This is a genomic window from Acidaminococcales bacterium (assembly GCA_031290885.1).
In the GTDB taxonomy this organism is placed as follows: Bacteria; Bacillota; Negativicutes; order Acidaminococcales; family JAISLQ01; genus JAISLQ01.
This window is the reverse complement of the sequence record JAISLQ010000075.1, coordinates 97,856-123,978: the sequence shown is the minus strand read 5'-3', so window position 1 is coordinate 123,978 and position 26,123 is coordinate 97,856. Positions and strand designations below refer to the sequence as shown.

Here is a 26,123-nt window from a genome sequence, read left to right as displayed (position 1 = left end):
GCACTTTGGTGATCGCCGCCGTGAGCGTCGTCTTGCCGTGGTCGACGTGCCCGATCGTCCCTATGTTCACGTGGGGTTTTGTGCGCTCGTATTTTTGTTTTGCCATTTTTCCTGCCTCCCGCTTTAATTTCTCCGATTTTATTTGTCAGGCCGCGACTTTGCGCCGGCCCGTGTTCAGCCGCCGCGGCTTTTCGCCGCGATCGCCTCGCTTATATTGCGCGGCACCTCGTCGTAGTGGGCAAATTCCATAGTGTAGTTGCCGCGCCCTTGCGTTTTAGACCTAAGGTCGGTCGCGTAGCCGAACATTTCGGCCAGGGGCACGAGGGCGCGGATGGCCTGCGCGCCCGCGCGCGCCTCCATTCCCTCTATATGGCCGCGCCGCGAGTTCAAGTCGCCGATCACGTCGCCCATATACTCTTCCGGCACTATTATTTCCACTTTCATGTAAGGTTCAAGGATCACCGGGCCGGCTTTCTGCGCGCCCGCTTTAAAGCCCATGGACCCGGCTATTTTAAAAGCCATTTCCGAAGAATCAACGTCGTGGAAGGAACCGTCGTACACCGACACTTTGACGTCAACTACCGGATAGCCGGCCAGGATGCCCGTTTCCATCGCTTCTTTCACGCCGCTTTCTATAGGGCCGATATATTCTTTGGGTATGGCGCCTCCCACCACTTTGTTTTCAAAGACAAAACCCGCGCCCGCCTCCTGCGGGGCAAGCTCCAGCCAGCAATGGCCGTATTGTCCGCGCCCGCCCGACTGTCGGATAAACTTGCCTTCGGCCTTGACCGTTTTCGTGATCGTCTCGCGATAGGCGACCTGCGGATTGCCGACGTTGCAGCCCACTTTAAATTCCCGCAGCAGCCTGTCCACGATGATTTCAAGGTGAAGTTCCCCCATGCCGGAAATAATCGTCTGCCCGGTGTCGGCGTCCGTATTCACTTTGAAGGTCGGATCTTCTTCCGCCAGGCGGGACAAGGCTATGCCCATGCGTTCCTGGTCGGCTTTGGTTTTAGGCTCCACCGCCACCGAAATTACCGGCGCGGGGAAAACCATCGACTCCAAAACGATCTGCGCCTTTTCGTCGCAAAGCGTATCGCCGGTGGTGGTGTCTTTCAAGCCTACGGCGGCGGCTATGTCGCCCGTATATACCCGGGAGATCTCCTGGCGTTGGTTGGCGTGCATTTGCAGTATGCGCCCAATGCGCTCCCGCCGGCCTTTGGTGGAGTTGTAAACATAAGAGCCCGATTCGAGCGTGCCCGAATATACGCGAAAGAACGACAGCCTGCCGACAAAAGGGTCGGCCATGATTTTAAAGGCCAGCGCGGAAAAAGGCGCCTTGTCGTCCGCCGCGCGGCTGTCCGGCGCGCCGGCCGCAGGGTTTTCGCCGCTGATCGGCGGTATGTCCGTGGGCGCCGGCATATATTCGACGACCGCGTCCAAAAGCGGTTGCACGCCTTTGTTTTTATAGGATGAACCGCAGATTACCGGCGTGAGTTTGCAGGCGACGACGCCTTTTCTGATCCCGGCCTTGATTTCCGCTTCCGTCAGTTCCTCGCCCTCCAGATATTTCATCATCAAGGCATCGTCATTTTCCGCCACCGCGTCCAGCATCGCCTGCCGGCAGGCCTCGGCCGCCTCAAGCATCTCGGCGGGTATTTCCGCTTCTTCCGGCTCTTTTTTCATGTCTTCCGAATAAATCAACGCTTTCATCCTGACAAGATCGATCATGCCGACAAAGGACGACTCCGCGCCAATCGGCATCTGTATGGGCACGGCGTTCGCGCCCAGGCGCGTTTTCATCATGTCTACCACGCGGAAAAAGTCCGCGCCGTTGACATCCATTTTATTGACATACGCCATGCGCGGGACGCGGTATTTGTCGGCCTGCCGCCATACCGTTTCCGATTGCGGCTCCACGCCGCCCTTGGCGCAAAAGACCGCCACCGAGCCATCCAGCACCTTCAGCGAGCGTTCCACTTCCACCGTGAAGTCAACGTGCCCTGGCGTATCTATGATGTTTATACGATGTTTTTTCCAATGGCAGGTCGTGGCGGCGGAAGTTATGGTTATGCCCCGTTCCTGTTCCTGCTCCATCCAGTCCATGGTGGCGGCGCCTTCGTGCACTTCGCCGGTCTTGTGTATGCGGCCGGTATAAAACAAAATGCGTTCGGTCGTCGTGGTCTTGCCGGCATCTATATGCGCCATTATGCCAATATTTCTTGTTTTTTCCAGCTCAAATTCCCTGGACAAAGCTTTCACCTTCCTTTAGGCAACCAGGCATTGCCGTCACCAGCGATAATGCGCGAACGCCTTGTTGGCTTCCGCCATTTTGTGGGTATCTTCACGTTTCTTGACGGACGCGCCCGTACTGTTGGCGGCGTCCATCAACTCTCCGGCCACCCGTTCGTGCATGGTGCGCTCGCCGCGCAGCCGGGAATAGTTGACCAGCCAGCGGATGCCCAAGGTCAGTTTGCGGTCCGCGCGGACTTCCACCGGCACTTGGTAATTGGCGCCGCCTACCCGGCGGGCCTTGACTTCGAGGATCGGCATGGCGTTTTTCAGCGCGGCGTCAAATACTTCCAGCGGATCTTTGCCCGTTTTGGCACGGATTATTTCAAAAGCGTCGTATACAATGCTTTCGGCCACTCCTTTTTTGCCGCTAAGCATTATTCTATTTATAAATCTTGTTACAAGCTTTGAGCTGTATACTGGATCAGGCAGCACATCGCGCTTGGCAACAGGGCCTTTTCTCGGCATAAGCACCCCTCCTTATTTTGGCATTACTTTTTGGCCGGCGCCGGACGTTTGGCGCCGTACTTGGAACGGCCCTGATTGCGCTTGGCCACTCCGGCCGCGTCAAGGGCGCCGCGGATAATATGGTAGCGGACGCCCGGCAGGTCTTTAACCCTGCCGCCCCGAATGAGCACTACGCTGTGTTCTTGCAGGTTGTGCCCGATGCCGGGTATGTAGGCCGTAACTTCAACGCCGTTGGTCAGGCGCACGCGCGCCACTTTGCGCAAAGCGGAGTTGGGCTTTTTGGGTGTCGTGGTATATACCCTCGTGCATACGCCGCGTTTTTGCGGGCAATTTTTCAGCGCCGGCGCGGCTGACTTTTTACCGGCGGCGATCCTGCCCTTGCGCACCAACTGATTAATTGTAGGCATCAAGTCGCCTCCTTCCTCAAAATAAAAGATTTAAAATTTATAAAAATTCCGTTTTGCCCGGAACTCTTACCAAAACTACCGGTCGCGCAAAAAAGCCACGGCGGCCGCGCCTACCTGTATGCCGCACAGCCTGCCCAATTCTTTCATGCTGTCCACGGTTTCCGCCGCAAGGCCATTCTCCCCGCAAAGCTCAAGAAGCGGCTTGAGCACGCGCCGATCGGCGTCTTTGGCTACAAACACCTTTTGCGCCATGCCCTTCTCTATCGCCCTAACGACCTGCTTGACGCCGGCAACCTTGCGGGCGGCTTTAAAATCAGCCGAAACCATATCCTGTCAACCTCTTTTTTTCGCAACAACGCCGCATGCCGAAAATTGTCATGCGGTAGTATTGTATCACCCATAAATTTGCCTGTCAATTGTTTTTTTGCGGCCTCATGGCCAATCGTAATTTGCAAGTTCAATTGCCCGCCATATTTATCCGGTTACGCCAAGCCAAGCCCTTTTCCCGGCCTCATGGACAATAAGGCCAATAATGTTTTAAGAACCCTTTGGCCGCGTAATGGCAAAAATAGTATGCCGCCGCGCAAAAGGGCAGGTTTTCCGCCTCTCGGTAGACTTTCCAGGCCGCCCGGGCGCTTTTCAGTTTGTCGCCGGACAAGGAACCCGCGCGCTCCCTGTACATAGCCAAGTATTTCCGCAGGCCGTAAGCCACGCGCCCTTCTTTCAATAGCCTGAGCCAGGTTATATAATCTTCGTGCGCCGCCTTTTCCGGCATATAAACGTCTTCAATGGCGCCGCGGTCAATCATTACCGTCGAGCAGGCTATGGCGTTGCCCTTGAGCAGGCTTTTGTAATTGGTTTTCTCCGGCGCGGCGACCAGGCGCCCCACAATGGCCCCAAACCGCCGATAAGAAGTATAAGAGAAAGCTACGCTATTTTCTGTCATGAATTTTACTTGCGCGCGCAACTTTTCGGCCAGCCACAGATCGTCGCTGTCCAAAAAAGCGACGAACCGGCCCCGCGCGGCTCGGATGCCAATATTTCTCGCCGCCGCGGCGCCAACGTTCGCGGGCAGGGCGATGAGCCTCACGCGGCGGTCTGCGGCGGCGTATTTGCGCGCGATATCCGCCGTGTCGTCGGCGGACCCGTCGTCAACGATCAGCATCTCCCACGCCGGATAAGTCTGCGCCAGCACGGATTCTATAGTTTCCGCTATATAAAGCCCGCTGTCGCGTGCGGGCGTGACGATGGAAACAAGCCTGCCGTCGCGGCATCCGGACATAAAATCCCCCTTGCCCGCCAGAGGTTTCATTTAATGCTTAAATGTATTTACGGCGCGCCGCTATTGAACAGGCCGCCGACAGCATCTGCGCCAAGGTTTCCCTGACCGTTTCTTTTTTTTCGCCGCCGATGAACTTAGCCAGTCGAGTGCCGTCCCCCACCATGCGCTTAACTTCATTTTTCCGCACAAAACTTTCCGCTATTTCTATTTTCGGCGAAAGCCCGGTCAAGTCTTTCAGCACATCTATAAGGTCAAGGCAGGAATGGGCGCCGCCGTAGCAAATGTTTAATATGTTGGGACAAAGTTCCTTTTGCCGCACAATTTTCAGCAAAACTTTGACGCAAAAATCCGCGGGGACATAATCGCGGACAGACGCGACGTTCCCCAGGGCAATTGTCTCTTGCGCCAAAGCAAAAGCGCGGACAAGTTTGGGAACAAGGAAGTTTTCCTTCTGCCCGCTTCCTATGACGTTGAAAGGCCGGACGATTTTTATGTCCAGGCCGCCCGAATAGTTGCGGCTCAAAACTTCCATGACCATTTTGCTGCACGAGTAATGGTTGCAGGGATTGAAAGGCAGCCCTTCATGCAAAAAATCAACGTCTTGGTTGCCGTAAACGCCCGCCGTGCTGGCCAGGACAATCAGCGTCCCCGGCCGGCAGGACTCTTGCGCGGCTTCCAGGAGGTTCTCCGTGCCGCAGGCGTTTACCGTGTAAAAATCGCTTGTTTCGCTGTAAACGGCGGTGGCGATAGCGGCCAGGTGTATCACCGCGTCCGGCCGGCGGCGCTTAAAAACCTCTCGCAGCCCTTCTTTGTCCAAAAGCGACGCCCGCTCCATGTTGGCCGGCGGCGCAAAACCAGTATTGCGGTTGGCCAAAACGACAAAATCCATCCCGCCTTTCAACATTTCCCGGACGAGATAAGAACCGATAAACCCGGTTCCGCCGGTGACCAATATTTTATTTGTCATAGCCCGTGCCCCCCGTCAAATATAATTTCTTATCTGCGCGCGCCATTTTTCTGTCCATAGTTTCTTCAGGCAGCCGTGCAGCGGCTTTTCATAAAAAACATGCAGCAGGGCGGACAAAGTTACGGCGGCAACCGCCGCGAAGGCGGCTAAAACCAGCATGTCCCCGACAGTGTGAAGCTGCGCGCCAAAGGCTCTTTTCAACAGGGCCAAAACCGGTTGGTGCACCATATAAAGGCAAAAAGAGCTTTCCCCCAGGAAAACAAGCGCCGGGTGGCTGAGCAGGCGCGAAATGGCACCTTTGTCCAAGCTGAAAATAAAAATCAGCAGGCACATCGGCAAAAGATAGTATAAGTCGCCGCGCAGATATCCGTTTACATCAAACCTGACGCCAAACAAAACGAAAACGGCCAGGACAAAAACGCTTAGCAGTTCCCAGCAGGTCGCCGCCCTGCCGTCCAGTCCGGGAAAGCGCGCGCGCCGGATATGAAAAAGCATTATGCCGGCCAAAAAATCAATTATGCGGAAAAAAGGATTTATGTACAGCAGCCATCCCGTATAATCCCCCCAAAATTCCTGGCCAGGATAAAATCCGACGGCGGCGATGGCCAAAAGCAGCCCGATAAAAATCTGCGCTATCCTTTTGCCGGGCAAAAAAGCCAGCAGGCAAAAGCAGCCGTAAAAAAACATCTCGTTGGAAATGCTCCAGGAAACCCCGTTGTAACTGAAAAAATACTCCGAATAAGGAACCAGGCTTTGCACCAGGAAGAAATTTGCCAATAGCTCCGGCTTTACCGTAAAATTTTTATTATAAAGGAAAAGCGCGGCCAGCAAAGTTACAACGTGCGTCGGCCATAGCTTGGCCCAGCGGCAGAAAAGGAAGGTCCCCGGCGTCATTTCCTTGTCGGCGAGCCTGTTTTGATAACTGTAGGCTATGACAAAACCCGACAGGATATAAAAAAATGTTACGCCAATACTGCCTTCCAGCGGATAGCGCATAAGCGCCGCGAAGCCGGGTATGCTAAGGTCAAGGAAAGCGTCAAAATGATGCGCGAAGACCGCGCAGGCGGCCCAAAACCTTAAAGCCGTCAAAGGGAGGATGTGTTTTGCCTCGTTTTGCCGCAACTATATGCTCCTTTCGCCGTGCGGCATTTGGGGCCGGAGGCCGGCGCGCAACAGTTCTTGCAATTTGCCGCCTATTTCATCCGCGCAGGACTGCCAGGAAGCGCCGCGCCATTTCCCGGCGATTTTTTCTTCCCGCGCCCGCAGCTCTTGCGGACGCGAAAGATACCAATGGATTTTTTCCGCCCAAGCCCCGGTGTCCCAGGGATTCACATAATCGGCAAAATCTCCCCCGGTTTCCCGCAGGGGGACTACGTCGGCGGCCAGGCAAAACTTGCCGTAGCGGAAGCTTTCCGGCAATACGAGGCTCCACCCTTCATAAAGGCTGGCCAAAACAGTAAACCGGCAATTTCGGTATAGAACCGCTAATTGGCCGTCATCCGGGCTGAAGGTCAATATTTTGTTTTTCACTCTTTCGTCGCGCCGCAGGATTTCAAAGAAATCCCGCGCCTTCCAGCCGGGGTGTCCGGCCATTACGATCTGAAAGTCCGCCTTTGCCTCTTGCAGCAGTTTAAGATACGCTTTATAAATAGTTTCATGGTTTTTCCTTATCTCCAGCGTCCCCACCATGAGGATAAATTTATCGGTAACGCCCAGCGCCTTGAGCGTATTTTCCTCCGCGCGCTTGTCCGGGCGAATATTTTTCGCGATGTCCCCCCCGAACCTGACGGGCAAGGCCGGCGGCACAGGCAGCCCTTGCCGCCGCTGATACGCCGCGCCGTCCTGCATGGCCGTTTTGCCGCCATAAAAAATCATATCCGAAACTTTGCTGGCAAAATGGATAAAATCGGTATATGCCCCAACAGCTTCCATGTTATGCAAATGCGGCGCCAGGACAGGCGTAAAGTCATAAATCACCTGCGCGTATTTAAAGCCAGTTTCCTTTTTGAGCGCCAGAAAATCATGGTAGTGCTCGCCGGCAATGCCGGAACCGGCGGAAAACACTACGTCCCCTCGAGCAAACGGAAACCGCAGCCCCCCGCCTGCGCCGGGGGAAAGTCCCGTTGGCGGCGGCTCTGCCCTTTGTTCGCCATAAATGGCCTTTTTGAGCGCAACGCCGGCTTTTATCAGATAATATTGCGCTTGGGGCGCCAGTGCGCTGCACAACAGCCAAAAACTTTCCTTTAGCCTTTGCCGGTTGTCCGGCTGCCATACGGTTTGGCCGAGCAAATTGCCTTTTGCGGCAATTTCTATCGCCCGGCGCCGGAAAATCTCAAACGCGGCGTCCATCTCGCCGTCGCCAAGTATTTCCGCCAAATCGCCCTGGCGCAAAGGCAAATATTTGTTTCCCTGAAAAGCAAAGTATTGCATCCGCGGAAAATTTTTGTTGAAATTTCGCGCCAGCATAAGTTCGCTGCGCAAAACGCCGCTCATTTTATAGCCGCCGAGCGCCTGGTAAAAGGAAACCGTCATATCGCAATAAAGCGACCCTTCCCTTTTCTCCGCCAGGCTATTCAAAGGCCGCAATATTGCCCGGGCGCAGTCCTGCCAGCCGTCCGCCCGCCAGTCGTTTATGACATGGCTTTCCCGCTTGGCGACAAGGTCGGGCCGGGAAAGATAATGCGCGATCGCTTCCGCCCACCGGACAGGATTCAAAGGGTCTAAATAGTCCACTAAATCTTTGCCGATTTCCCTAAGCGGCGCGACGTCGGAGACCAAGCAAAATTTTCCGTAAGACATTGCCTCCGGCAAAGTCAAGCTCCAGCCTTCATAAAAGCTCGGCAGGAGGAAAAACCGGCAATGTTTGTAAAGGCAATGCAATTCTTCGTCTGTCGGCGCAACCAGCACAATATTGCCCTTGACCCGCGGATCCCTTTTTATATTGTCAAGCAAATCGGCGCAAAGGCCGGGAAACGGGCTGCCGGCTATGGCTATTTGCGGCAGGGGCCGCGCCGGATATTTTTCTTTTAAAAAAACATAAGCCTTGTAGAGGACGTCATAATTTTTCCGCGGCTCTATCGACCCCACCGTCAGGAGATAGCCTTCCCGCAGGCCGTATTTGGCCAAAATCGGCCGCCGGTCAATTTCCTCCGCTTTGTTTTGGGCTATGGCGGCGCCAAAGCGTACGGAAAGGCTTTGGGGAACGGGCAGGCCGTTGGCGGCTTGATAGGCGGCGCCGTCGCGGCGCGCCGTTTCGCCGCCGTATATGAGCAGGTCGCAATAACGTGAGGCCCAGGCAAAATAACGCTGAAAAGGCAGCTTTAAATGCTCATCTGGATAAAAATGGCAGACCCCTTCTTTAAGCGCGACAAGGTCGTAAATGAGATATGCTATGCGCAAAGACGGCATATTTTCTTTTATCGCGGCAAACCCTTCTTCTTTGCCGCTGTGCAGCCAGCCGGCGGCAAAAACCACGTCGCCCGGCCCATAGGGATGCTTTATTTCGCCGCCCGGGCCTTTCGCGCCGTCCGCCGGCCTTTGCGCGGCGGCGCCCAAGCCGGCCGGCCGCGTTAATTTGCCCGCGCAAAAAAGGAAAAAGCGCAAAGGGATGTAACCGCCTTTGGCCAATAATCCGGCGAAAGGGCGCACCCTTTCCGGCAATGTTTCCAGCAAAAGCTTGACGCCCCTTACTATGCGCTCCCGCCTGCCCGGCCAGGCAAGGCTCGCCCCGGAAAGCGCGCCGGCATATTTTTCCAGCAGCATGTCCCGCGCGCTTTTGGCCTCTTTGGGCTTGGGCGAAACCGGCGCTTTATCCCTGCCCATTTTCGCAAGATAAGCGCGCGTTGCGCTGTCGGCGGAAAAAAGCCAGTTCAAATCTTCTTTTGCTATTTCCGTAAACCTGCCGTTGGCAAAAACGCTGAACCGGACGGCCGGATGCTCTTTTTTCAAGTTCTGCGCGATTTCCAGCTCCGCCCTTATGATGCCTACAATTTTGCCCTGCCATATCGCCAAACTGTTGGTCATGTCCATCCAAATTGCCATGCCGCCCTCCGTCCGCCGCTGACAAGCAAGCGGCCTTTAACTGTTCTCAGATTGAAACTCTCCTTAAGATTTGCGCGATAATGTGCCGTCCGGCGCGGCGCGAAACGCCGGAGGATCCGTGCGAGGCTTTAGGCAGGGCGGGATTTTGGCCGCAAAGACGGCAGGTTTTTAACTTGAAAGAGCATTACTTGTCCGCCTCCTGCCGCATAGACATTTCATACTGCCGCTTGACGCTTTCCGGCGCCCCTTCGGCGACAATCCCGCCGTCCCCGAGCCAGAAAGCGCAATCGCACAGGCTGCCTATTGCCGGCATAACATGGGAAACTATAACCAGCGTTTTCCCCGCGCGGCGCAATTCTTCTATCTTTGCCGCGCATTTTTCCTGAAAATTCATGTCGCCGACGCCCAACAGCTCGTCAATCAGCAGTATATCCGCGTCCACATGGATAGCCGCGGCAAACCCCAGCCGCGCGTACATGCCGGAGGAATAAGCGCGCACGGGGTTGTCGATAAACGCCCCCAGCTCCGCAAAATCGACAATGGCGGGCAGGCGCTCGCGTATCTCTTTCCCGGTAAGGCCAAAGATGGATGCGTTGATGTAAATGTTCTCCCGGCCGGACAGCTCCGGGTGAAAGCCCGCTCCCAACTCTATCAGGCTGGCGGCGGTGCCGTTTACTTTAACGGTGCCGCCGTCGGGGTACATCGTCCTGTTGATGATTTTCAACAGGGTGCTTTTGCCGCTGCCGTTTTTGCCGACAATCCAGGCGGCACTGCCTTTTTTGACTTTAATGCTGATATTTCGCAGCGCGAAAATTTCTTTGTATTCTTTGCCGCTCCAGCGCACTACGGCCTCTTTCAGCGTCTGCGGCCGGTCATGGCGCAGGCGGAACTTTTTGGATACGTTGACAAGCTCTATGGCGTTTTCCAAGCGCCACCCCCTGTTGCCCCTTATTTACATTATTTCCGTAAAGTTTCTCTGCAGCCTGCCAAAAAGGCAAAAGCCGAAAACAAAAACGCAAGCGGATGCCGCCGCCGGATAAACAAGCGTTTGCCAGTCGGGCGGGTTGCCGTAAAACAATATGTCGCGGTAGGCCAAAACAAGCCCGAACATGGGATTAAAAGACAAAACGGCGCGTATTGTTTCCGGGAGCAGGCTGGCCGGATACATGACGGGCGTCATAAAATAAAGGGCCATGGCCGCTATGCCGATGATTTGTTCCAAATCGCGGAAATAAACATTAACTGCGGACACGATAAAAGAAATGCCGCTGCAAAGGACCGCGTGTATAAGCAGAAGCGCCGGCAGCCACAAAATGTTCCCGGTCAGCGGCACGCCAAAAAAAGCGAGCGTCGGCAAAACGATCGTAAAACCAAAACAAAGGTTCAACAGGCCGCTCAGGGAAAAAGCGAGCGGCAGTATCTCCCTGGGGAAATATACCTTGTCAACCAGGCTGCTGTGGGCGAGAATAACGCCGCAGCCGCCGGTAAGCGTTCCGGTGAAATAGCCCCAGGGGAGAAGCGCCACAAAAAGAAACATAGCGTAATTATCTTCCCGGACGCGCAAAATATAGGGGGAAACTATCGTATAAACCGCCAGCTGCGCAAGCGGGTTGATGAAGGTCCACAAAAAACCCAAAAAGGAGCCCTTATATCTTGTGCGCAGTTCTTTGCGCACAAAACTCTTGACCATCTCTCTGAAACGCAGTATTTCCCTGATTCGCCCGATCATTTTGCCATATTTCCTTTTCTTTGTTAAACGCTGCGCGCGCCCTCTGTCGCCAGGTCATTTTTTACCATGCCTTCCACCAATTCGGCAAAAGTTACCCGCCGCGCCCAACCGAGCCTGCTTTCGGCTTTGGCGGGATTGCCGACGAGCGTGTCCACTTCCGCCGGCCTGAACAATTGCGGGTTGACTTTGACCCGCGTTTTGCCGTTTTGTCTGTCCACGCCTTTTTCCTCCTTGCCTTCGCCCTCCCAAGCTATGCAAATGCCGGCGAACGCAAAGGCCATTTCCGCAAATTCCCTTACCGTATGGGTTTCGTTGGTGGCTATGACGTAGTCGTCGGCCTCGCCTTGCTGAAGCATCAGCCACATGGCGCGCACATAGTCCCGGGCGTGCCCCCAGTCGCGTTTGGCGGAAAGATTGCCCAGTTCCACAAATTCCTGCCGCCCGCACTTAATACGGGCAACGGCTTTGGTAATCTTTCTTGTAACAAATTCTTCGCCCCGCCGCTCGCTTTCATGGTTGAACAATATCCCCGAGGCCGCGTACAGCCCAAAGCTTTCCCGGTAGTTTTTGGTTATCCAATGCCCGTAAAGTTTGGCCACGCCATAAGGGCTGCGCGGATAAAAAGGCGTGTGCTCCGTTTGGGGCGCTTCCTGTGCCAGCCCGAACATCTCGGATGTGGAAGCTTGGTAAAAGCGGGCCTTTGCCCCCGCGTTCCTGACCGCTTCCAACAAATTGGCGACGCCTATGGCGTCAATCTCCGCCGTGGTAATCGGCTGTTCCCAGCTCGTGCCGACAAAAGACTGGGCGGCGAGGTTGTATACCTCGTCCGGCCGCGCGACTTTTAAAACATTGAGCAGGGAAACGATATCTGTAACGTCCGCGTAGACAAACTTTACCTTGGCGTCAAGATGTCCTGCGTTGCCAAGCGCGGGGCTGCTCTTTCTCCTGACCGCGCCAAAGACTTCATAGCCTTTCTCCAATAAAAATTCCGCCAGATAGGAACCGTCTTGTCCCGTTATGCCTGTTATTAGCGCCGTCTTTCCCAAAAAATCACCTTCTTGTCAGGGCGTTTCCATAACGCCGTTTAAAGCCCGTATTTTGCCGCAAGGCTTGCCGCGCTTTGTTGCCTAACCTTGCCCCCTTTGCCTCTTTTGCCTCGCCCCGCCGGGACTTTCACCATAAGGCCTGCCGAAACCATAGCCGGCGGGGGCGCGGGAGGCGTATATTTCGGCGATTCTGTTGTTTATGGCCTTGGCCGCGCCCCCCCGGCTAAATTTGGCGGCAATGTGCGCGTAAGCGTTCTGCCTGATTCTGGCGCGGAAATTTTCGTTTTCATGCAGCTTTCTCATGTATGCCGCTGCCTGGCCTATATCAGGCTCGGCCCAGCGGTCGTTTTTTTTGTACGGCCAGATGTCCCTTCCCACCTTGACCAAAGAAAAATCCACCATACAAGCGACGTCGCTGTCCATAAACTCCGTATTGGCCGACCAGTTGGTAGCGACAACCGGCGTTTTGAGCAGCATGGCCTCGGCCATGACCAAGCCGAAGCCTTCCGACCGGTGCAGCGAAACAAACGCGTCCGAACATTTTATCAGGCTGTTGACCGCTATTTTGGGCAAGGTGCCGGCGATAATATAAACATTGCCATAACCTGCCAGCAGACTTTTTATCTGGGCAAGTTCCGTCGGCTGCGGATGGTTTATCTTGACAACAAGGCCCACGTCCCGCCGCTTACGCCCAAAAGCCTGTTTAAAGGCCGCTATGCCCCCCAGCGGATTTTTCCTGGCCGTAATGCTGAGGCTGTCAAACATCAGGAGAAAAAGCGTCTTGCCTTCCGGCAGGCCGAAATGCTTGCGGCCGTATTTGGCGTCGGTTTCCGGCGCCGGCAAATAATAAGGCATGGTAACGACCGGCAAAGCGGTCTTTTGGCGGATGCTTGCGCTGACAAATTCCGTCGGCGTCCATATCTCATCGAGGAGCCGGAAAGCCGGAAGCCATTCCGCAGGAAAGTCCGCCATTTCCCAAAGCCAGAACGCTATATTGTAGCGTTTGTGCCATTTATCCGCTCCCAGCTTTAAAAAAGCCAGCGGCAACTCATGCGGGTTAATATGCAGCAAATTGATATTGTGCTTTATTGCGTACTGCGCTTTGCCGTCCCATGAACAATCGCTGTTTTTGAGCGCGCCGGCCGGCCGGTAATGATGCGCCAGCGCAGGCCAGGCACATTCGGCCAGCGCCCCGGCCAGCAGCCGGCAGCTTTCGCCGAGGCCGGTCTCGCCTTTAATGTCGCCTATGAGATTCACTCCGTCGGGATAGGCCGCTCTGTCGAAAGGCTGAATCTTTACCTGCTCAAATTTCGCGTAAACGGAAAAAACCAGCCGCCTTTTCAGCGTCCTGAGCAAAGAGGCCGGAAAGGCCGCCCGCAAAAGCGGTTTTAGCGCTTGCGCAATATTGAGGATCCCTTTTTGCCAGGCAAACCCGCTCATTTTTGTCCCCTTACTTTTGTCCGCGATCTTTAGGTAACATATCATGATAAATGTTACTTGATAAAAAGGAAAATATCCGTTCAATTACTGCCTTTTTATTGCGCGCCGGAACAAGCGGCGCTTGTCCGAAAAAAAAAGAACGCGGAAACCCCCGCGTCTGCAGCTTGAATAAAAAAGGGAAGGTAACACTTTTTATAATCTGTTGCTTGCCGTTTGCGCTTTAGCGCCCATAATCGTCGTCAAATCTTACAATATCGTCTTCGCCGAGGTATTCGCCGCTTTGCACTTCCACGATCTCCAAAGGGATGAGGCCGGGATTGTGTATTCGGTGCTTGACGCCGCAAGGCACGAATATGCTCTGGTTTTTGTATACTGTCTGTTCCCGCTCGCCAATCAGCACCCTGGCCGCGCCGCCCGTCACTACCCAATGCTCGCTTCGGTGCCAGTGCATTTGCAGGCTGAGGCTTTCTCCCGGATGCACGACAATGGTTTTTATTTTGTAAGCGCTGCCGCTGTCGTGCACAACAAAATATCCCCATGGGCGGTAAACGGTATTGGCGCTGTCAACTTCCGGCCTCTTGGCCTTTTTCAGATCTTCCACCAGTTTTTTTACCAACTGCGATTCGCCGCGCTTGGCGACCAGGAGCACGTCGTCCGTGTCCACAACCAAAACATCCGCCAGCCCCAGCCCGGCAATCAGCCTTTTATGCCCAACGAACAACGAATTGCCGCAATTTATGGCGACAACGTCCCCTTTCAGCGCGTTGGCGTTTTCGTCTTTTTCCATGACGCCATAGACGCAGTCCCAAGAGCCGACGTCGCTCCAAGCGCAATCCAGCTCGATCATGGAGATTTCCCGGGAAATCTCCGTCAGGGCATAGTCTATGGAAATATTGGGCATTTGATCGAACTTTTGCCAAAGTTCCTCATAAGGCAGTTGAAAAAACGCAAATATCTCAGGCGAGCATTTTTCCAGTTCCCGCGCGAAACTGTCCAAGCGGAAAGCGGCCATGCCGGAATTCCAAAAATAGCCGCCAGCGTTTATATATTCCCGGGCAGCCTCCGCGTCCGGCTTTTCCTTGAACCGTTCCACCTTCCAACCGTTGCCGCGCCTCTCCCCCGCTTTGACGTATCCGTAGCCGGTTTCCGGACTGTCCGGCTTAACTCCGAAAACTACTATTTCCCCGCCGGCCGCCAGGGAAATCCCTTCGCCAACGCCGTGAACGAACTTTTCCAATGGATCAACGAGATGATCGGAAGGAGTTACCAGAACAATCTCCCCGTCAGGGCAACAAAGCTTGTTTTTGCAGAAGTTTACCGCCAGGGCGATGGCGGGCGCCGTGTTGCGCCCCGCTTTTTCCACCAGCACGTGCGCGCCTTTCACGCCGCAAAGAGACAGTTCGTTCTTTACGTGAAACTGGTGTTTCTCCCCCGTTATGATGACAATGTCCTCCGGGTTGGCGATGGCAAGGGCTCTTTCGATGCTTTGCGCCAAGAGGGACGCATCACGGAAAATTTTCAAAAACTGCTTGGGATATTCGCTCCGGGACAGCGGAAACAAGCGCGTGCCGCCGCCGCCCGCCAAAATAATTATTTTCATAAAGCTATTTCCCTCCCGTCGCAAACGCCGCGCTTTGTGTCCGGGGTCAAGACGGGCTTGCCCCGGTTTGATCCGGATTGATCCTGCCGCCGCTTACGCCTTCCACTACCCCGCGGGCGGACAAGACCACCCCAAAAGTCTTAAAAAAGCACTTGGCATCGAGACAAAAAGAAATATTGCGCAGATATTCACCGTCAAGCATGGCCTTGGCTTTTACCGACAAATCGTCGCGGCCGCTCACTTGCGCCAGGCCGCTCAGCCCCGGCAATATGCCGTTCGCTCCGTATTTGTCGCGTTCCGCAATCAGGCTGTATTCATTCCAAAGGGCCGGCCGCGGCCCAATCAAGCTCATTTCTCCCCTTGCCACGTTAAAAAGCTGCGGCAGCTCGTCAAGGCTGAACCGGCGCAAAAAGCGGCCGAACCTTGTTATGTAGCGCTCCGGCCCTAACAGGCAATAGGTCGGTATGTAAGCGGGCGCGTCCGGGCGCATGGTCCGGAATTTGTACATGCGGAAAACTTTCTTGTCTTTGCCCAACCGTTTTTGTTTGAGAAAAACCGGCCCCGCGCTGTCGAATTTCACGCAAAAAGCCAAAAGCAAAAACAAAGGCAGCAAAACAACCAGCCCCGTACCGGCCAAAAAAAAGTCAAGCACCCGTTTCCACAGGCTTTTATACATAAAACCCTTCCTTTGCCGCTTATTCGCGCCGACGAAAAGCCATAAACAATCGCCGCCTTGGTCGGCGGCGGCTCGGGAGGGGTCTGTCCATGTGCCAAGCGAATTTTTTGGACAAGTTGCCGCAAAAAGCGCAAGCCGCCCATAATTTCGCAGGTGATTTTTCTTTTTAAAAGCTGCCTCAGTTATCGGTATGCTTGCCGACAATGCCCAAGCTTACGCGTTTACCCTGTTTTTCATGATATAATAAGCGCCCGGCCCCGTCAAGTAAATTTTGGGTAAATAGGCTCCAAACGCCGCGGCACGGACAATATCCGCCAAACTGCCCGCCGCCCCGCGAAACGCCACGCCTATGCGGGAGCGGAAGGTTCGGCGAGGATCGGTGAAAGCAAAATGGCAAAGCATTGCCGCAAAGACGCCCGGCTTTCAGACGGGAAGCAGTATCAGGCCGCGCCCGGCCTTTGCCGCCCGGCCTTCAGGCCGAAAAGCCGACGGCAGGGCCGAGCGCCGGCGGGCGGCCGCCCTCATGACGTGCTGCGCCAGCACGGCGGTTGTTACCGTCCCCACCCCGTCCGGCACCGGCGTAATAAAAGAAGCTGTTTCCACAACGTCGTCAAAGTCCACGTCGCCGCAAAGATTGCCGGCTTGGTCGGTATTTATCCCCACGTCTATTACCACCGCGCCATCGGCTATGAATCTTTTGTTTATGAGTTTGGCGCGGCCGGCGGCGGCGACGACGATTTCACTGTTTCGGCAGATTTTTTCCATGTCGGCCGTTTGCGTATGGCAAATAGTTATGGTGGCGTCCTGCTGTAAAAGCAGCATGGCCAACGGCCTGCCGACCAGCGCGCTGCGCCCGATGATAACGGCCCTTTTGCCCGCCGGTTCAATGCCGGCGTAGCGCAGTATTTCCATCACCGCTTCGGCGGTGCAGGGCGCAAACCCGCTTTCATCGCCCATGAACACTTTCGCCATGTTTGCCGGGCCCAAGCCGTCCACGTCTTTGCCGGGGTCTATCATGGCGCGCACGGCATTTTCATCAATTTGCGCGGGCAAAGGGCGAAGGAGCAATATGCCGTCTACCTCCGGGTCGCGGTTCAGCGCGGCGAAAGCCGCGCTGAACTCCGCGCCGCCGATGTCGCCGGCAAATGTACAGCGCCTGACTTTCAGCCCGATGGCGCCCAGCCGTTTCATCACGCTGCTTTCATAGGCGAGGCTGCCAGCATCCCCGCCGACCCGGACAACGGCCAATTGCGGGATAGGGCCGTTCAGCGCCCGCAGGCTGTCTTTCAGGCGTTCGTTCGCGGCGGCGATCACTTCCGATCCTTTTATTATCATGGCCGTTTTGCCTCCGTTTCCCGGACAGTAAGGGCCAGCGCCCGTTTATACAAAGCTTCGGCCTTTTCCGCGAAAATTTCCAGTTTTTCGGCTTTTTCGTTGAATGTGTCCGCTTTTTCGCGATCTTTAAACAATTTTGTGTTTGCGCGCAGGTTCAAGGCGGCTCCCAGCAAAGCCGCCCGGCCAAGCAACGCGCTTACGCCGAGGTCGCTCTTTATCCCCGGAACGGCGACTTTCTCTAAACGTTCAAGCAAAGAGACGCTTTCGGCGGCCGCCGCCATGACGCATAGCGGCGGCTCGCTCGCCCCCGCCAGGGCGTCTTCCAAGAGCTTGCCGCGCCGGATTTGCCCTTCGCCGTTCGTCTGCGGCAGTTTACGGATTTCAGACAGCCGTTGAAAAGCGGCGGCGTCAGCTTCCATCAGACTCTCCTGTTCAAGCCGCAGCTGGTTGGCCGCCGCCGCAAGCTCCTTGACTCCTTCTTCGCCCTGTTTTTTGCCCAAAGTCAAATTGGCCGCCATCTCGCAGAGCGCGGCAGCCAAAGCGCCGCAAAGGGCGGCGGCCGCGCCGCCGCCGGGAACCGGCTCGCCCGACGCTAATGCCCGCAGGAAATTGTCTCCGTTGGCAACGATTGCCATAATCTATCCCTCCTTTTCCATGCGAGGAGGCCGGGAAAATAAAAAAACGGCCGCTCCAAGCACTGCCCAGACGGTCGGCTCATATGGTTATACTTCATGTGGTTATCCACTTCCGTCAGTCATATAACCAAATTCATTATAGCGCAGGTCGCGCGCCCTGTCAAGCCGCCGTTGCCACAGTTAATACTTTTGAGCGGCAATCTCTCCCGGCGTGCGCCTTGTTTTCAAAAACTCTTTGCGTTTATGCCGTTCTTTTTCAGAAAATGGCTTTAACTGCCTCCCGCGCGTTACAATTCAATTGTGCCGGTTCAGCCTCCGTCCATTGTGCCGCAGCCTTATACCGTTCTAAGATTAAAATCATACTATACTTTGCGGCCATTTTTCCGCCCCGCTTTGCCCTAAAGCCTCGCCGAAGCTACGGTGCCGCCTGCGTTTTGCGCCGGCCAATCCCTGCGCAAACTCCCCCATGCCACGCCCCGCGGCCGTGATAGCCGCCTGCCGCCGCTTTAAGCGGCAAGTTTGCCTTGGCCCCATGAGAATCCGCTGTTTGTTTTCTGTCCCCAAAAAAGGCGGGTTCCGCTTTTGTTTTGCAAGGCGCCATCGGCCTTGATTTTTTGTTTTTCTCTGCGCGAAAGGCTTCCCTCGCGGCAATTTCCCGCTTTTAGGCGCGGGGATGGTCAGCTTTGAAAATCCACGCCCTTTTTTGCCCGCTCGTCTACCGACAAGGCGAAAACGTCCGGGCGCGCGTAATGGCCCGCCACGTCCAGGTCGTATCTGGCCCTGGCCAGTTCTTCGGTGTCGACGGCGGCCGTGACAAGCCCTGTTTCGTCCTGGAGTGGCCCGCCGATGATCTCCCCGTAAGGGTTGACGATAATGCTGTTTCCGCGCATCAGCGGCTGATCCGGCGGCCAGCCGGGAACTTCCGCCCCGAGGTCGCGGGGGGAAGGCTGCGCCTGGCAAGCGCTGACGAGAAAACAGCGCCCTTCGCAAGCAATATGGCGCATGGACGCCTGCCAGCTTTCCCGGGCGTCTACCGTGGGAGCGCACCAGATTTCCACCCCTTTGGCGTACATCGCCATGCGCAGGAGCGGCATGTAATTTTCCCAGCAAATAGCCGCGCCGAGCTTGCCCGCCTTGCTTTGCACAACCGTCAGGGTGGAACCGTCGCCCTGCCCCCAGATCAGCCTTTCGGTTCCGGTGGGCATGAGTTTGCGGTGTTTTGCCAAAACGCCTTCCGGCGTAAAAAACAGCGCCGAGCAATAAAGAGTGTAACCGTCCCGTTCGATGGCGCCCGTTACCAAGCTCGCCCCCGTCCGTTGGGACAGTCCGGCCAATTCCGCAGTTTCCGGCCCCGGCACGTCTATGGCGTTGCCGTAATAGGCGGCGAACATTTCCCTGCCCGCCGGCAGGCGGTATCCGAGATACGCGCCGAAAAGGCTGCCTTTGGGATAACCGCCGAGCAGCGCTTCCGGCAGCACTACCACCGCCGCCCCGCTCTTTTTGATTTCGTCTTCAAAAGATAAAATTTTCTCCAGCGTCCGGCCCTTGCCCTCCGGCGCGGAACCCATTTGCAGGGCGGCTACCGTGAATTTTGCCATGAAAAATCCTCCTTTGGCGCTTATCGGAAGTTCCCTTCAATCGTTTCGCCGGCACGCGAGCGTGAAAATGCCGTTTAGCATAGCCCCGGCGCCGGCATTTTGCCGCGCAAAGCGCGCGGCAGGGAAACATTTGCTGCGCCGGAAGCCCGCGGGCGCGGCACAAGCTTCTCCCGCGGCCCGGCGGCCGAGTGGCACAGACAAAACAGGCGGCTCTTGCGGCGGATAGAATAGACCGCCGCAAGAGCCGCCTGTTCGCAAGGGGACCGCTAACAATCCATTGCGGCGCGGCGATGAACCTTTTTCCGTTCGGACGCCGCCGGCCGCTCTATCTGCCGCAACCTGCGGAAAAGCCGCCTTGCCCCCATAGAGAACCGGCAATGCGTCTTTGCGCGCCGGCGACTGCCGGGCTGTTGCCGTTATGTCAGAGAAAAAAGCCCCGCCGCGACAAACCATGCAAACAAAAGCAGGGGGGCGCTCATTTTGCCGGCGTGACGGATGCCATCGGTTTGGCGATTTCATTTTTTGTTTCGCTTATGCCTTTAAAGACTGCGCCTTCTTCGATTACCAGTTTTTTCACTTTTATGTCGCCGTTCAATGTAGCGCCCGCCAGCAATTCCAGTTTTTCGTTTACGCTTACATTGCCGGTGACCGTGCCGGAAATGGTTACGTTGCGGCCGTTGATCTCCGCCTTTATCCGGCTGTCGGGCCCGATGAAAATGTCCCCTTTGGCAGTGATCTGCCCCTCAAACATACCCTCTACCCGCACCGAACCGTCAGAATTTAAAACGCCGTTCAATGACGTAGTTTTTCCAATCAATGTTTCAACGTTGCCGGAAGGCCCGGCGGAAGTATTTACAACAGATTTTTTGCTTGAACCGAACACTTGACCACCTCCTGACACTCTTCATTGCTGAACCCAAACTGCCCTGTGCCCCGCGCAAACTCAACCGCGTGCGGCAAAGGCCTTTGCCGAATGTACCAAAGGAGCCTCGCAGAACAGGCGAAACCCCCAACCGGCCGCGCTTTTCACTTTTCAAACAGGCGGCGCGGCCGCCGGGGAAATCTGCCTTTTCCGATCAGAGAAAATTGGCGGGATCCACCTGGACGCCGTTTCGGATTACTTCATAATGCAGGTGGGTGCCGGTACTTACGCCGGAACTGCCCATATAGGCGATAACCTGACCTTTTTTTACTTTTTGGCCTACGCCCACCGCCAGGCCGGAATTGTGCCCGTAGGCCGTCTGCAGCCCGTAACCGTGATTTATCCGCACATAAAGGCCGTATCCGTAATGGTAGGAAGCCATTTCCACTACGCCGTCCGCCGTCGCGACAACCGGCGAACCATAGCCGCCCGCGATGTCGAGCCCTTTGTGCATGCTGCTGCCCATGCCGCTCGGCGAATTTCTCCGGCCAAACCTTGACGTTACCTCGCCGTAAGCCGGCCAGCCGGAAGGGGTTGCCGCCCTCCTGGCATTGCGCTCTTTCAACTGAGCGTCCAGTTGGGCGAGCGCCACCTGTTTTTGCCTGGCAAAAGCGTATATTTCCCTTACCCTTTGGGCAAGTCCGTCTATGTCGGTATGATCAATTTCCGCCGCAGGCCGCGCTGTCATTAAATTTCCGCGTCCGGCGGCCGAACGGGAAACATTGGCGGCGCCTTCCGTGCCCAAAGAACGGCGCACTTCGCTTTCCAGCTGGGTTACTTTATGCATCTCCTCCTGCATTTCCCGTGTCAGGCGGGAGAGATTGCTGACCTTTTCCTCCAAGCTCTCCTTGTTCGAGCGCAGATGCGCCAGTTCCTCCCGCTCCGCCTGCGCCTGCCAGACTGTCAGCATATGTTTGGCCTGCAGCCCCCCGAAAAATAAAAGCGCACAAAAAAGAGCCGCCCCAATACGCTTCACCGTCATTATTGGCAGACTGAAACTACGGGTCTTTGTTCCCCGATGCGGAATGAACATAAAAGTATATGCGCGCTTGTCCAATGTTTTTCGCTGTTTGCCTACCACTTTAATTATCACCTTTGCCAGCCGCAATCGTCGTTTCTTTGCTGGGCAAAAATCTTTGTTTCAAGATTTTTGCCGCCGAACCAAGCTGCCCTGTTAAACCCGCCTCTATGTTGCGCGGCGGATCAGTTGCAACTCGCCGCCATTTGTCGAAAACCCGCTGTTTCGTTAATTTCGCCAAAAATTTTGCAAATCCTTTTTAATCTGTTAATTTTTTTTGCATAATTCAATCGCCCTTTTTTCCTCATCCGACAAAGCATAGGTCGATTGCCCCTGATTGACCGGCTTTGCGTAGCATCGGCCTTCATTGCGGCCGTAGATGCTGGAAAAAACCACCCCGTCATTTTTTCCGTCCAAAAAAGCTATGGCGAAACTCAAGTCGCTGCCGGTGCCGTCAAAGGCGCTAAAACGCACAACGCTGACTTTTTGGACGCATTTGGCTAATTGCTCGCCCATTTGCCAATAGCGGTTGTTCAGCAAAGCCATGTCGTTTTGCACTTTTTGTACTTGCTCCAGGCGCCCGAGTACCATCTCTTCCAGGCTTTTTCCGCCGACGTCGCGCATCAGCGCGTCATAGCGGGCGCTCAACCGCCGGAGAAGAAAAGCCTGGTAGGCGACAGCAACCAACGCTGCGGCCACGACTACGGCCAAAACTGCGGCGGCAGGCTGGGATATGCCTGCCGCGCCAAATAGCGCTTCCATTATTTTCCTTGTTCCTTCTTTCTTAAAAATTTTTGCCCCCGGCGTTGGCAAGGTTAAGGATTTCCCCGAGGCAAAGGGTTTCCACCGTCATTCGTATTTGTCCAGCAGCCGCCCGAACTGCTTTTCCGCTTCCAGCCACAAGTTTTCCGATCTTTTGGCCAAAAGCCAAAGGGAAAGGCCCAGCAAAGCAAAAAACAGCGCCTTGTCCAAAGCGTCCCAAAAATATTCGAAAAACCTGGTGTAAAGATTGATGGCCAAAAACACAAGGCCGTAGCCGCGCAGCATGCGAATGTCCATTTTCAGCCCCAGGCCGAAGGACGCGGCGGCGGCGGCGGCAAAAAGCAGCGACCAGTGAAAAAGTTCTATCTGCCTGACGCGCTGCCAAGCATCGTAGGCATAATTGCCGAAAATGGACAACAGCCAGAGGGAAAGGAAAAGATAAAGCAGGCTGACAGAAAGGGTAACGGGGAAAAATAAGCTGAACTTAGCGTCCCGGCGCAGACAAAGGCTCGTCCCCGTCAGCAGCAGGCCGAGCAGGGTAAAGCGCAAGGGATAGTTCATGCCCAGATAATAAGCGCCCCAGCCTGAAACATAGCCGGTTTCCGCCCCCATCCACGCCCCGAAAGAAAGCAGCGCGAAAATCCAGACCAACCTCGCTTTGCCGAAATAACCGATCAAAGCATAAATAATGCAGGATAAAAGAAAGAGCAAGGAAAAATGGCCGCTGCCCTTGCTGAAAAAAATCCCCGTCTCCCCCACCGCCCAAGCGTTGGCCAGGACAGCCAGAAAAAGCGCCGCCTGGTTTAAATAAACGCGTTCAGGCCGTCTCTGCCGCAGTTTAAAAGCATAAAAATAAAGAACTGCGGAAAGAGATGCGCTCAAGACAAGCCGGCCAAAGTCACTTTGAAAAATTTCCCGCAAAAAGAGGACAAACCAAGGGGCGGCGACGAGCGCGGCCGCCGAGGCGGCGAAGCAGGCTATGGCAAAATAAAATCCCCAGGCAGCCAGCCGTTTCCAATCAAAAGAGGCTATTTGGATGGTTGCGCGCAGCCTGCCGGCGGTTTCTTTGTCCAAGTCGCCGCTTTCTTCCCAACCGTTTATGGCTTCCTGGACGCTGTCCGCTTTGCTTTTGTTCAAATACATAAACTTCTCCTTGGGCGCGGCGGGATGTTTTTTGCGCAACCTCAGACCATAGGGCATTTCTGATAATTGCCGGCGGATGCGGCGTCAAAAGGTTTTTCGCCTGGTCAGGCAGCAGCGTTTTTTTGCAGCCGCAGGCGCGCAAAATTTTACTGCCGGCTGTCCGCTCTGGCGCAAGCGCCTTTTGTCTGCGCAAAGGCCGCTAAGTGGCGAGGTTGCCCCGTAAGGCGCAAATTCGGCGCGGCACCGCAAACCGTTATCAGAAGTTCCTTAATGGCAAATCGCCGCGATAACCGCCGCAAAAAGCAGCGCGGGCAAAAGATTGGCGATCTTTATCTCACAGACGCCCAGCAGGGCAAAGGCTATCCCCATGACCAGCACGCCGCCGGCGGCGTTTACTTCGGCAATTACTTCCTGCGCCAGCACGCCGGACAAAAAACCGGCCATAACGGTTATCGCCCCCTGATACAAAAAGACCGGCAAGGCGGCAAAAAGTACGCCCGCGCCCAAAGTGGAAGCAAAAAAAACGGCGGTTATCCCATCCAGCATGGCCTTGACAAAAAGTATGCCGGCATCGCCCGTCAGCCCATCCTGTATGCTGCCGACAACGCCCATGGAACCCACGCAATATACTAACGTAGCCGTTATGAATCCTTTGCCCAACGCCTGTTTGTCCGTGCCGCCGCAGCTGGGCGCCATTTTTGACAGCCAGCCGGCGGCTGCCGCCAGCCGCCGGTCAAGCGCCAGAAATTCCCCGGCCAGGCCGCCCACGGCCACGCTGCTGAGCATGACGAGCATGTCGCCCTTCAAGGCCATTTGCCCGCCGATAACAATGATCACCAAGCCTATTCCCCGCATTATGGTCTGCTGGCAGCTTTCCGGAATGCCTTTTTTCAAAAACAAACCCAGCATGCCGCCGCCGACGATGCTGGCGGCGTTGATTATCGTCCCCCGCATTAATTCCTCCCGCGCTTGCCGTTGGCTTAACCGGCGCCTTACGCGCTTTTACGCAAATACCGAACTATGAGCTTTCAACGCTTTCGTTGCCGGCCATCCAACTTAGGATCAGCTTCCCGCCCAACAGCCTATACCGCAAACCCGCCTTTGCCGACAACGGCCGGCGGCTGCGGCCGTGAAAATATTTCCAGCAACCGTTCCAGATCCTGGTCGGAATAAAAATCAATCAAAATCTTTCCCTTGCCGCCTTGCCTTTTGACGCGCACCTGCGTCCCCAAAGCCAAAGCGAGCCGATCTTCTATCTCTGCCGTATGTATGTCCGCAGGCGGGGGCTGCGTTGCCCTCTCCGCCGTCTGCGTCAATTTGTTTATGTAACTTTCCGCCGCGCGCGCGCTCATTCCGTCAGCTACGATCTTTTCAGCGGCGGCGGCCTGTTGTTTTCGATCCGACAAGGCCAAAAGCGGACGGGCTTGCCCCATGTTCATAGTTCCACGTGAAACAAATTCCCGCACCTTTTCCGGCAGGTTAAGCAGGCGCAGGGTGTTGGCCACCGCCGGACGGCTGCGGCCTATTTTTTGCGCTATTTCTTCTTGGGTAAGGCCGGCCTCGATAAGTTGCTTGAACGCTTCCGCTTCTTCAATGGGGTTGAGGTCATGCCTTTGAATGTTTTCGATCAAAGCGATTTGCATGATTTGCGCGTCCGTATAATTCCGGACAAGCGCCGGCACTGTTTCCAGCGCCAGTTCGCGCGCCGCCCGCCAGCGCCGTTCGCCCGCGACTATTTCATAGCCGTCGCCCACCGGCCGGACGATGAGCGGCTGAATGATTCCGTGCTGCCGGATGGAGCTTGCCAGCTCCCGCATTTTTTCCGAGTCGAAATTCTTGCGCGGCTGCCGCGGGTTGGGCCTAAGCTTTCCCGTTTCCAAAAGCGTGGGCGCGGAAGAGGAGGATGCGGGCAAAAGCGCGTCCAGCCCTTTTCCCAGCCTGTTCTGCTTGTTGTCATTCATTCCCCAAAACCTCCCGGGCAAAACTCATGTATTCTTCCGCGCCTCTTGATTTGCGGTCATATTGCAGGACGGACCGGCCAAAACTGGGGGCCTCGCTCAACCGTACGTTGCGGGGAATAATGGTTTGATAAACTTTCGCGCCGAAATGCCGCCGCACTTCGTCCTCCACTTGCGCGGAAAGATTGGTGCGGCCATCGTACATGGTCATGATTATGCCTTCTAATTGGAGGGACGGATTAAATGCCTCCCGGATCAAGTTTACGGTGTTCATGAATTGGGCGACCCCTTCCAGCGCGTAAAATTCGCACTGTATAGGAATAAGCACCGAATCGGCCGCCGTCAGCGCGTTTACGGCCAAAAGCCCTAGGGAGGGTGGGCAGTCTATGACGATATAGTCATAGTTGTCTTTGACCGGCCAAAGCAGTTTTTTCAGGCGGAACTCGCGCTCCGGCGCGGCGGCCAGTTCCAATTCCGCGCCTGCCAGCCGGATGGCACTGGGCATGACATCAAGCCCGGCCTCCGGCGCCGGCTGAATGATGCCGACCGCCGCCGCCCAGTTGATTAAGCCGTCGTACACGCAAAGCGGCGCTTTGTCCTTGTCAATCCCCAGCCCGCTGGTCGCGTTGCCCTGCGGGTCCGCGTCCACCAAAAGCGTACGGCGGCCAAAATCCGCCAAGCAGGCGCAAAGATTGATCGCCGTGGTGGTCTTGCCGACGCCGCCTTTTTGATTGGCTATCGCTATGCTTTTGCCCATAATTTCATCCCCTGTGCGAACGCGTTTTCCCCCAGCCGGTTCCGGAC

The 26,123-nt window shown here is 55.5% G+C and carries 25 protein-coding genes; all 25 read right to left on the bottom strand.

The genetic code is table 11. From position 1 onward, the window contains the following. On the bottom strand, window positions 1–106 hold a 106-nt coding region (locus tag LBO03_09775), incomplete at its 3' end, for a hypothetical protein (protein MDR3349863.1). Between the two features lie 68 nt (window positions 107–174). Continuing rightward, complete coding sequence (gene fusA, locus LBO03_09770; protein ID MDR3349862.1) at window positions 175–2,253, bottom strand: elongation factor G; 2,079 nt, start codon at window positions 2,251–2,253, stop codon at window positions 175–177. Window positions 2,254–2,289: 36 nt separating this feature from the next. Further along, window positions 2,290–2,760, bottom strand: coding sequence for a 30S ribosomal protein S7 (gene rpsG / locus LBO03_09765; protein ID MDR3349861.1), 471 nt, complete (start codon window positions 2,758–2,760; stop codon window positions 2,290–2,292). A 23-nt stretch (window positions 2,761–2,783) separates the two neighbouring features. Continuing rightward, entirely contained in the window at window positions 2,784–3,167 is a 384-nt protein-coding gene (gene rpsL, locus LBO03_09760) for a 30S ribosomal protein S12 (GenBank protein MDR3349860.1), read from the bottom strand. Window positions 3,168–3,242: 75 nt separating this feature from the next. After that, complete coding sequence (locus LBO03_09755; GenBank protein ID MDR3349859.1) at window positions 3,243–3,494, bottom strand: ribosomal L7Ae/L30e/S12e/Gadd45 family protein; 252 nt, start codon at window positions 3,492–3,494, stop codon at window positions 3,243–3,245. Window positions 3,495–3,678: 184 nt separating this feature from the next. Continuing rightward, window positions 3,679–4,449: a glycosyltransferase family 2 protein gene (locus tag LBO03_09750; protein MDR3349858.1), complete on the bottom strand. Its 771-nt coding sequence runs from the start codon at window positions 4,447–4,449 to the stop codon at window positions 3,679–3,681. Between the two features lie 37 nt (window positions 4,450–4,486). Further along, on the bottom strand, window positions 4,487–5,416 hold the full coding sequence (locus LBO03_09745) for a GDP-mannose 4,6-dehydratase (GenBank protein ID MDR3349857.1): 930 nt from the start codon (window positions 5,414–5,416) through the stop codon (window positions 4,487–4,489). A 15-nt stretch (window positions 5,417–5,431) separates the two neighbouring features. Continuing rightward, on the bottom strand, window positions 5,432–6,538 hold the full coding sequence (locus tag LBO03_09740; GenBank protein ID MDR3349856.1) for an acyltransferase: 1,107 nt from the start codon (window positions 6,536–6,538) through the stop codon (window positions 5,432–5,434). Beyond that, the gene (locus LBO03_09735; GenBank protein ID MDR3349855.1) at window positions 6,539–9,457 is read right to left on the bottom strand and encodes a glycosyltransferase; all 2,919 of its coding nucleotides are present in this window, start codon (window positions 9,455–9,457) and stop codon (window positions 6,539–6,541) included. A 184-nt stretch (window positions 9,458–9,641) separates the two neighbouring features. Next, window positions 9,642–10,385: an ABC transporter ATP-binding protein gene (locus LBO03_09730; protein MDR3349854.1), complete on the bottom strand. Its 744-nt coding sequence runs from the start codon at window positions 10,383–10,385 to the stop codon at window positions 9,642–9,644. Window positions 10,386–10,409: 24 nt separating this feature from the next. After that, entirely contained in the window at window positions 10,410–11,186 is a 777-nt protein-coding gene (locus tag LBO03_09725; protein ID MDR3349853.1) for an ABC transporter permease, read from the bottom strand. A 23-nt stretch (window positions 11,187–11,209) separates the two neighbouring features. Beyond that, entirely contained in the window at window positions 11,210–12,232 is a 1,023-nt protein-coding gene (gmd, locus tag LBO03_09720; protein ID MDR3349852.1) for a GDP-mannose 4,6-dehydratase, read from the bottom strand. A gap of 81 nt (window positions 12,233–12,313) precedes the next feature. Continuing rightward, a complete protein-coding gene (locus tag LBO03_09715) occupies window positions 12,314–13,672 on the bottom strand; it encodes a glycosyltransferase (GenBank protein ID MDR3349851.1) in 1,359 nt (452 codons plus the stop codon). 220 nt (window positions 13,673–13,892) lie between these two features. Beyond that, complete coding sequence (locus LBO03_09710; GenBank protein MDR3349850.1) at window positions 13,893–15,272, bottom strand: mannose-1-phosphate guanylyltransferase/mannose-6-phosphate isomerase; 1,380 nt, start codon at window positions 15,270–15,272, stop codon at window positions 13,893–13,895. A 46-nt stretch (window positions 15,273–15,318) separates the two neighbouring features. Beyond that, window positions 15,319–15,948, bottom strand: coding sequence for a sugar transferase (locus LBO03_09705; GenBank protein MDR3349849.1), 630 nt, complete (start codon window positions 15,946–15,948; stop codon window positions 15,319–15,321). A gap of 423 nt (window positions 15,949–16,371) precedes the next feature. Next, window positions 16,372–17,283 carry a bifunctional 5,10-methylenetetrahydrofolate dehydrogenase/5,10-methenyltetrahydrofolate cyclohydrolase gene (locus tag LBO03_09700; GenBank protein ID MDR3349848.1) on the bottom strand — a complete coding sequence of 304 codons (912 nt, stop codon included), beginning with the start codon at window positions 17,281–17,283 and terminating at the stop codon, window positions 16,372–16,374. Continuing rightward, complete coding sequence (locus LBO03_09695) at window positions 17,280–17,918, bottom strand: cyclodeaminase/cyclohydrolase family protein (GenBank protein MDR3349847.1); 639 nt, start codon at window positions 17,916–17,918, stop codon at window positions 17,280–17,282. The genes LBO03_09700 and LBO03_09695 overlap by 4 nt, the downstream gene beginning before the upstream one ends. Window positions 17,919–18,595: 677 nt before the next feature. Continuing rightward, a complete protein-coding gene (locus tag LBO03_09690) occupies window positions 18,596–19,516 on the bottom strand; it encodes a carbon-nitrogen hydrolase family protein (protein MDR3349846.1) in 921 nt (306 codons plus the stop codon). A gap of 475 nt (window positions 19,517–19,991) precedes the next feature. Beyond that, window positions 19,992–20,399, bottom strand: a complete 408-nt coding sequence (locus LBO03_09685) for a polymer-forming cytoskeletal protein (protein ID MDR3349845.1) — start codon at window positions 20,397–20,399, stop codon at window positions 19,992–19,994. Between the two features lie 193 nt (window positions 20,400–20,592). Beyond that, window positions 20,593–21,348: a peptidoglycan DD-metalloendopeptidase family protein gene (locus LBO03_09680; protein MDR3349844.1), complete on the bottom strand. Its 756-nt coding sequence runs from the start codon at window positions 21,346–21,348 to the stop codon at window positions 20,593–20,595. Window positions 21,349–21,723: 375 nt separating this feature from the next. Further along, on the bottom strand, window positions 21,724–22,218 hold the full coding sequence (locus LBO03_09675) for a DUF4446 family protein (protein ID MDR3349843.1): 495 nt from the start codon (window positions 22,216–22,218) through the stop codon (window positions 21,724–21,726). A gap of 87 nt (window positions 22,219–22,305) precedes the next feature. Next, window positions 22,306–23,361: a hypothetical protein gene (locus LBO03_09670; protein ID MDR3349842.1), complete on the bottom strand. Its 1,056-nt coding sequence runs from the start codon at window positions 23,359–23,361 to the stop codon at window positions 22,306–22,308. Window positions 23,362–23,628: 267 nt separating this feature from the next. After that, on the bottom strand, window positions 23,629–24,315 hold the full coding sequence (locus tag LBO03_09665; GenBank protein MDR3349841.1) for a DUF554 domain-containing protein: 687 nt from the start codon (window positions 24,313–24,315) through the stop codon (window positions 23,629–23,631). 128 nt (window positions 24,316–24,443) lie between these two features. After that, window positions 24,444–25,322 (bottom strand): ParB/RepB/Spo0J family partition protein, encoded by an 879-nt coding sequence (locus LBO03_09660; protein MDR3349840.1) that lies wholly within the window; start codon window positions 25,320–25,322, stop codon window positions 24,444–24,446. Beyond that, window positions 25,315–26,076, bottom strand: coding sequence for a ParA family protein (locus LBO03_09655; protein ID MDR3349839.1), 762 nt, complete (start codon window positions 26,074–26,076; stop codon window positions 25,315–25,317). The genes LBO03_09660 and LBO03_09655 overlap by 8 nt, the downstream gene beginning before the upstream one ends. Window positions 26,077–26,123: the final 47 nt, after the last annotated feature.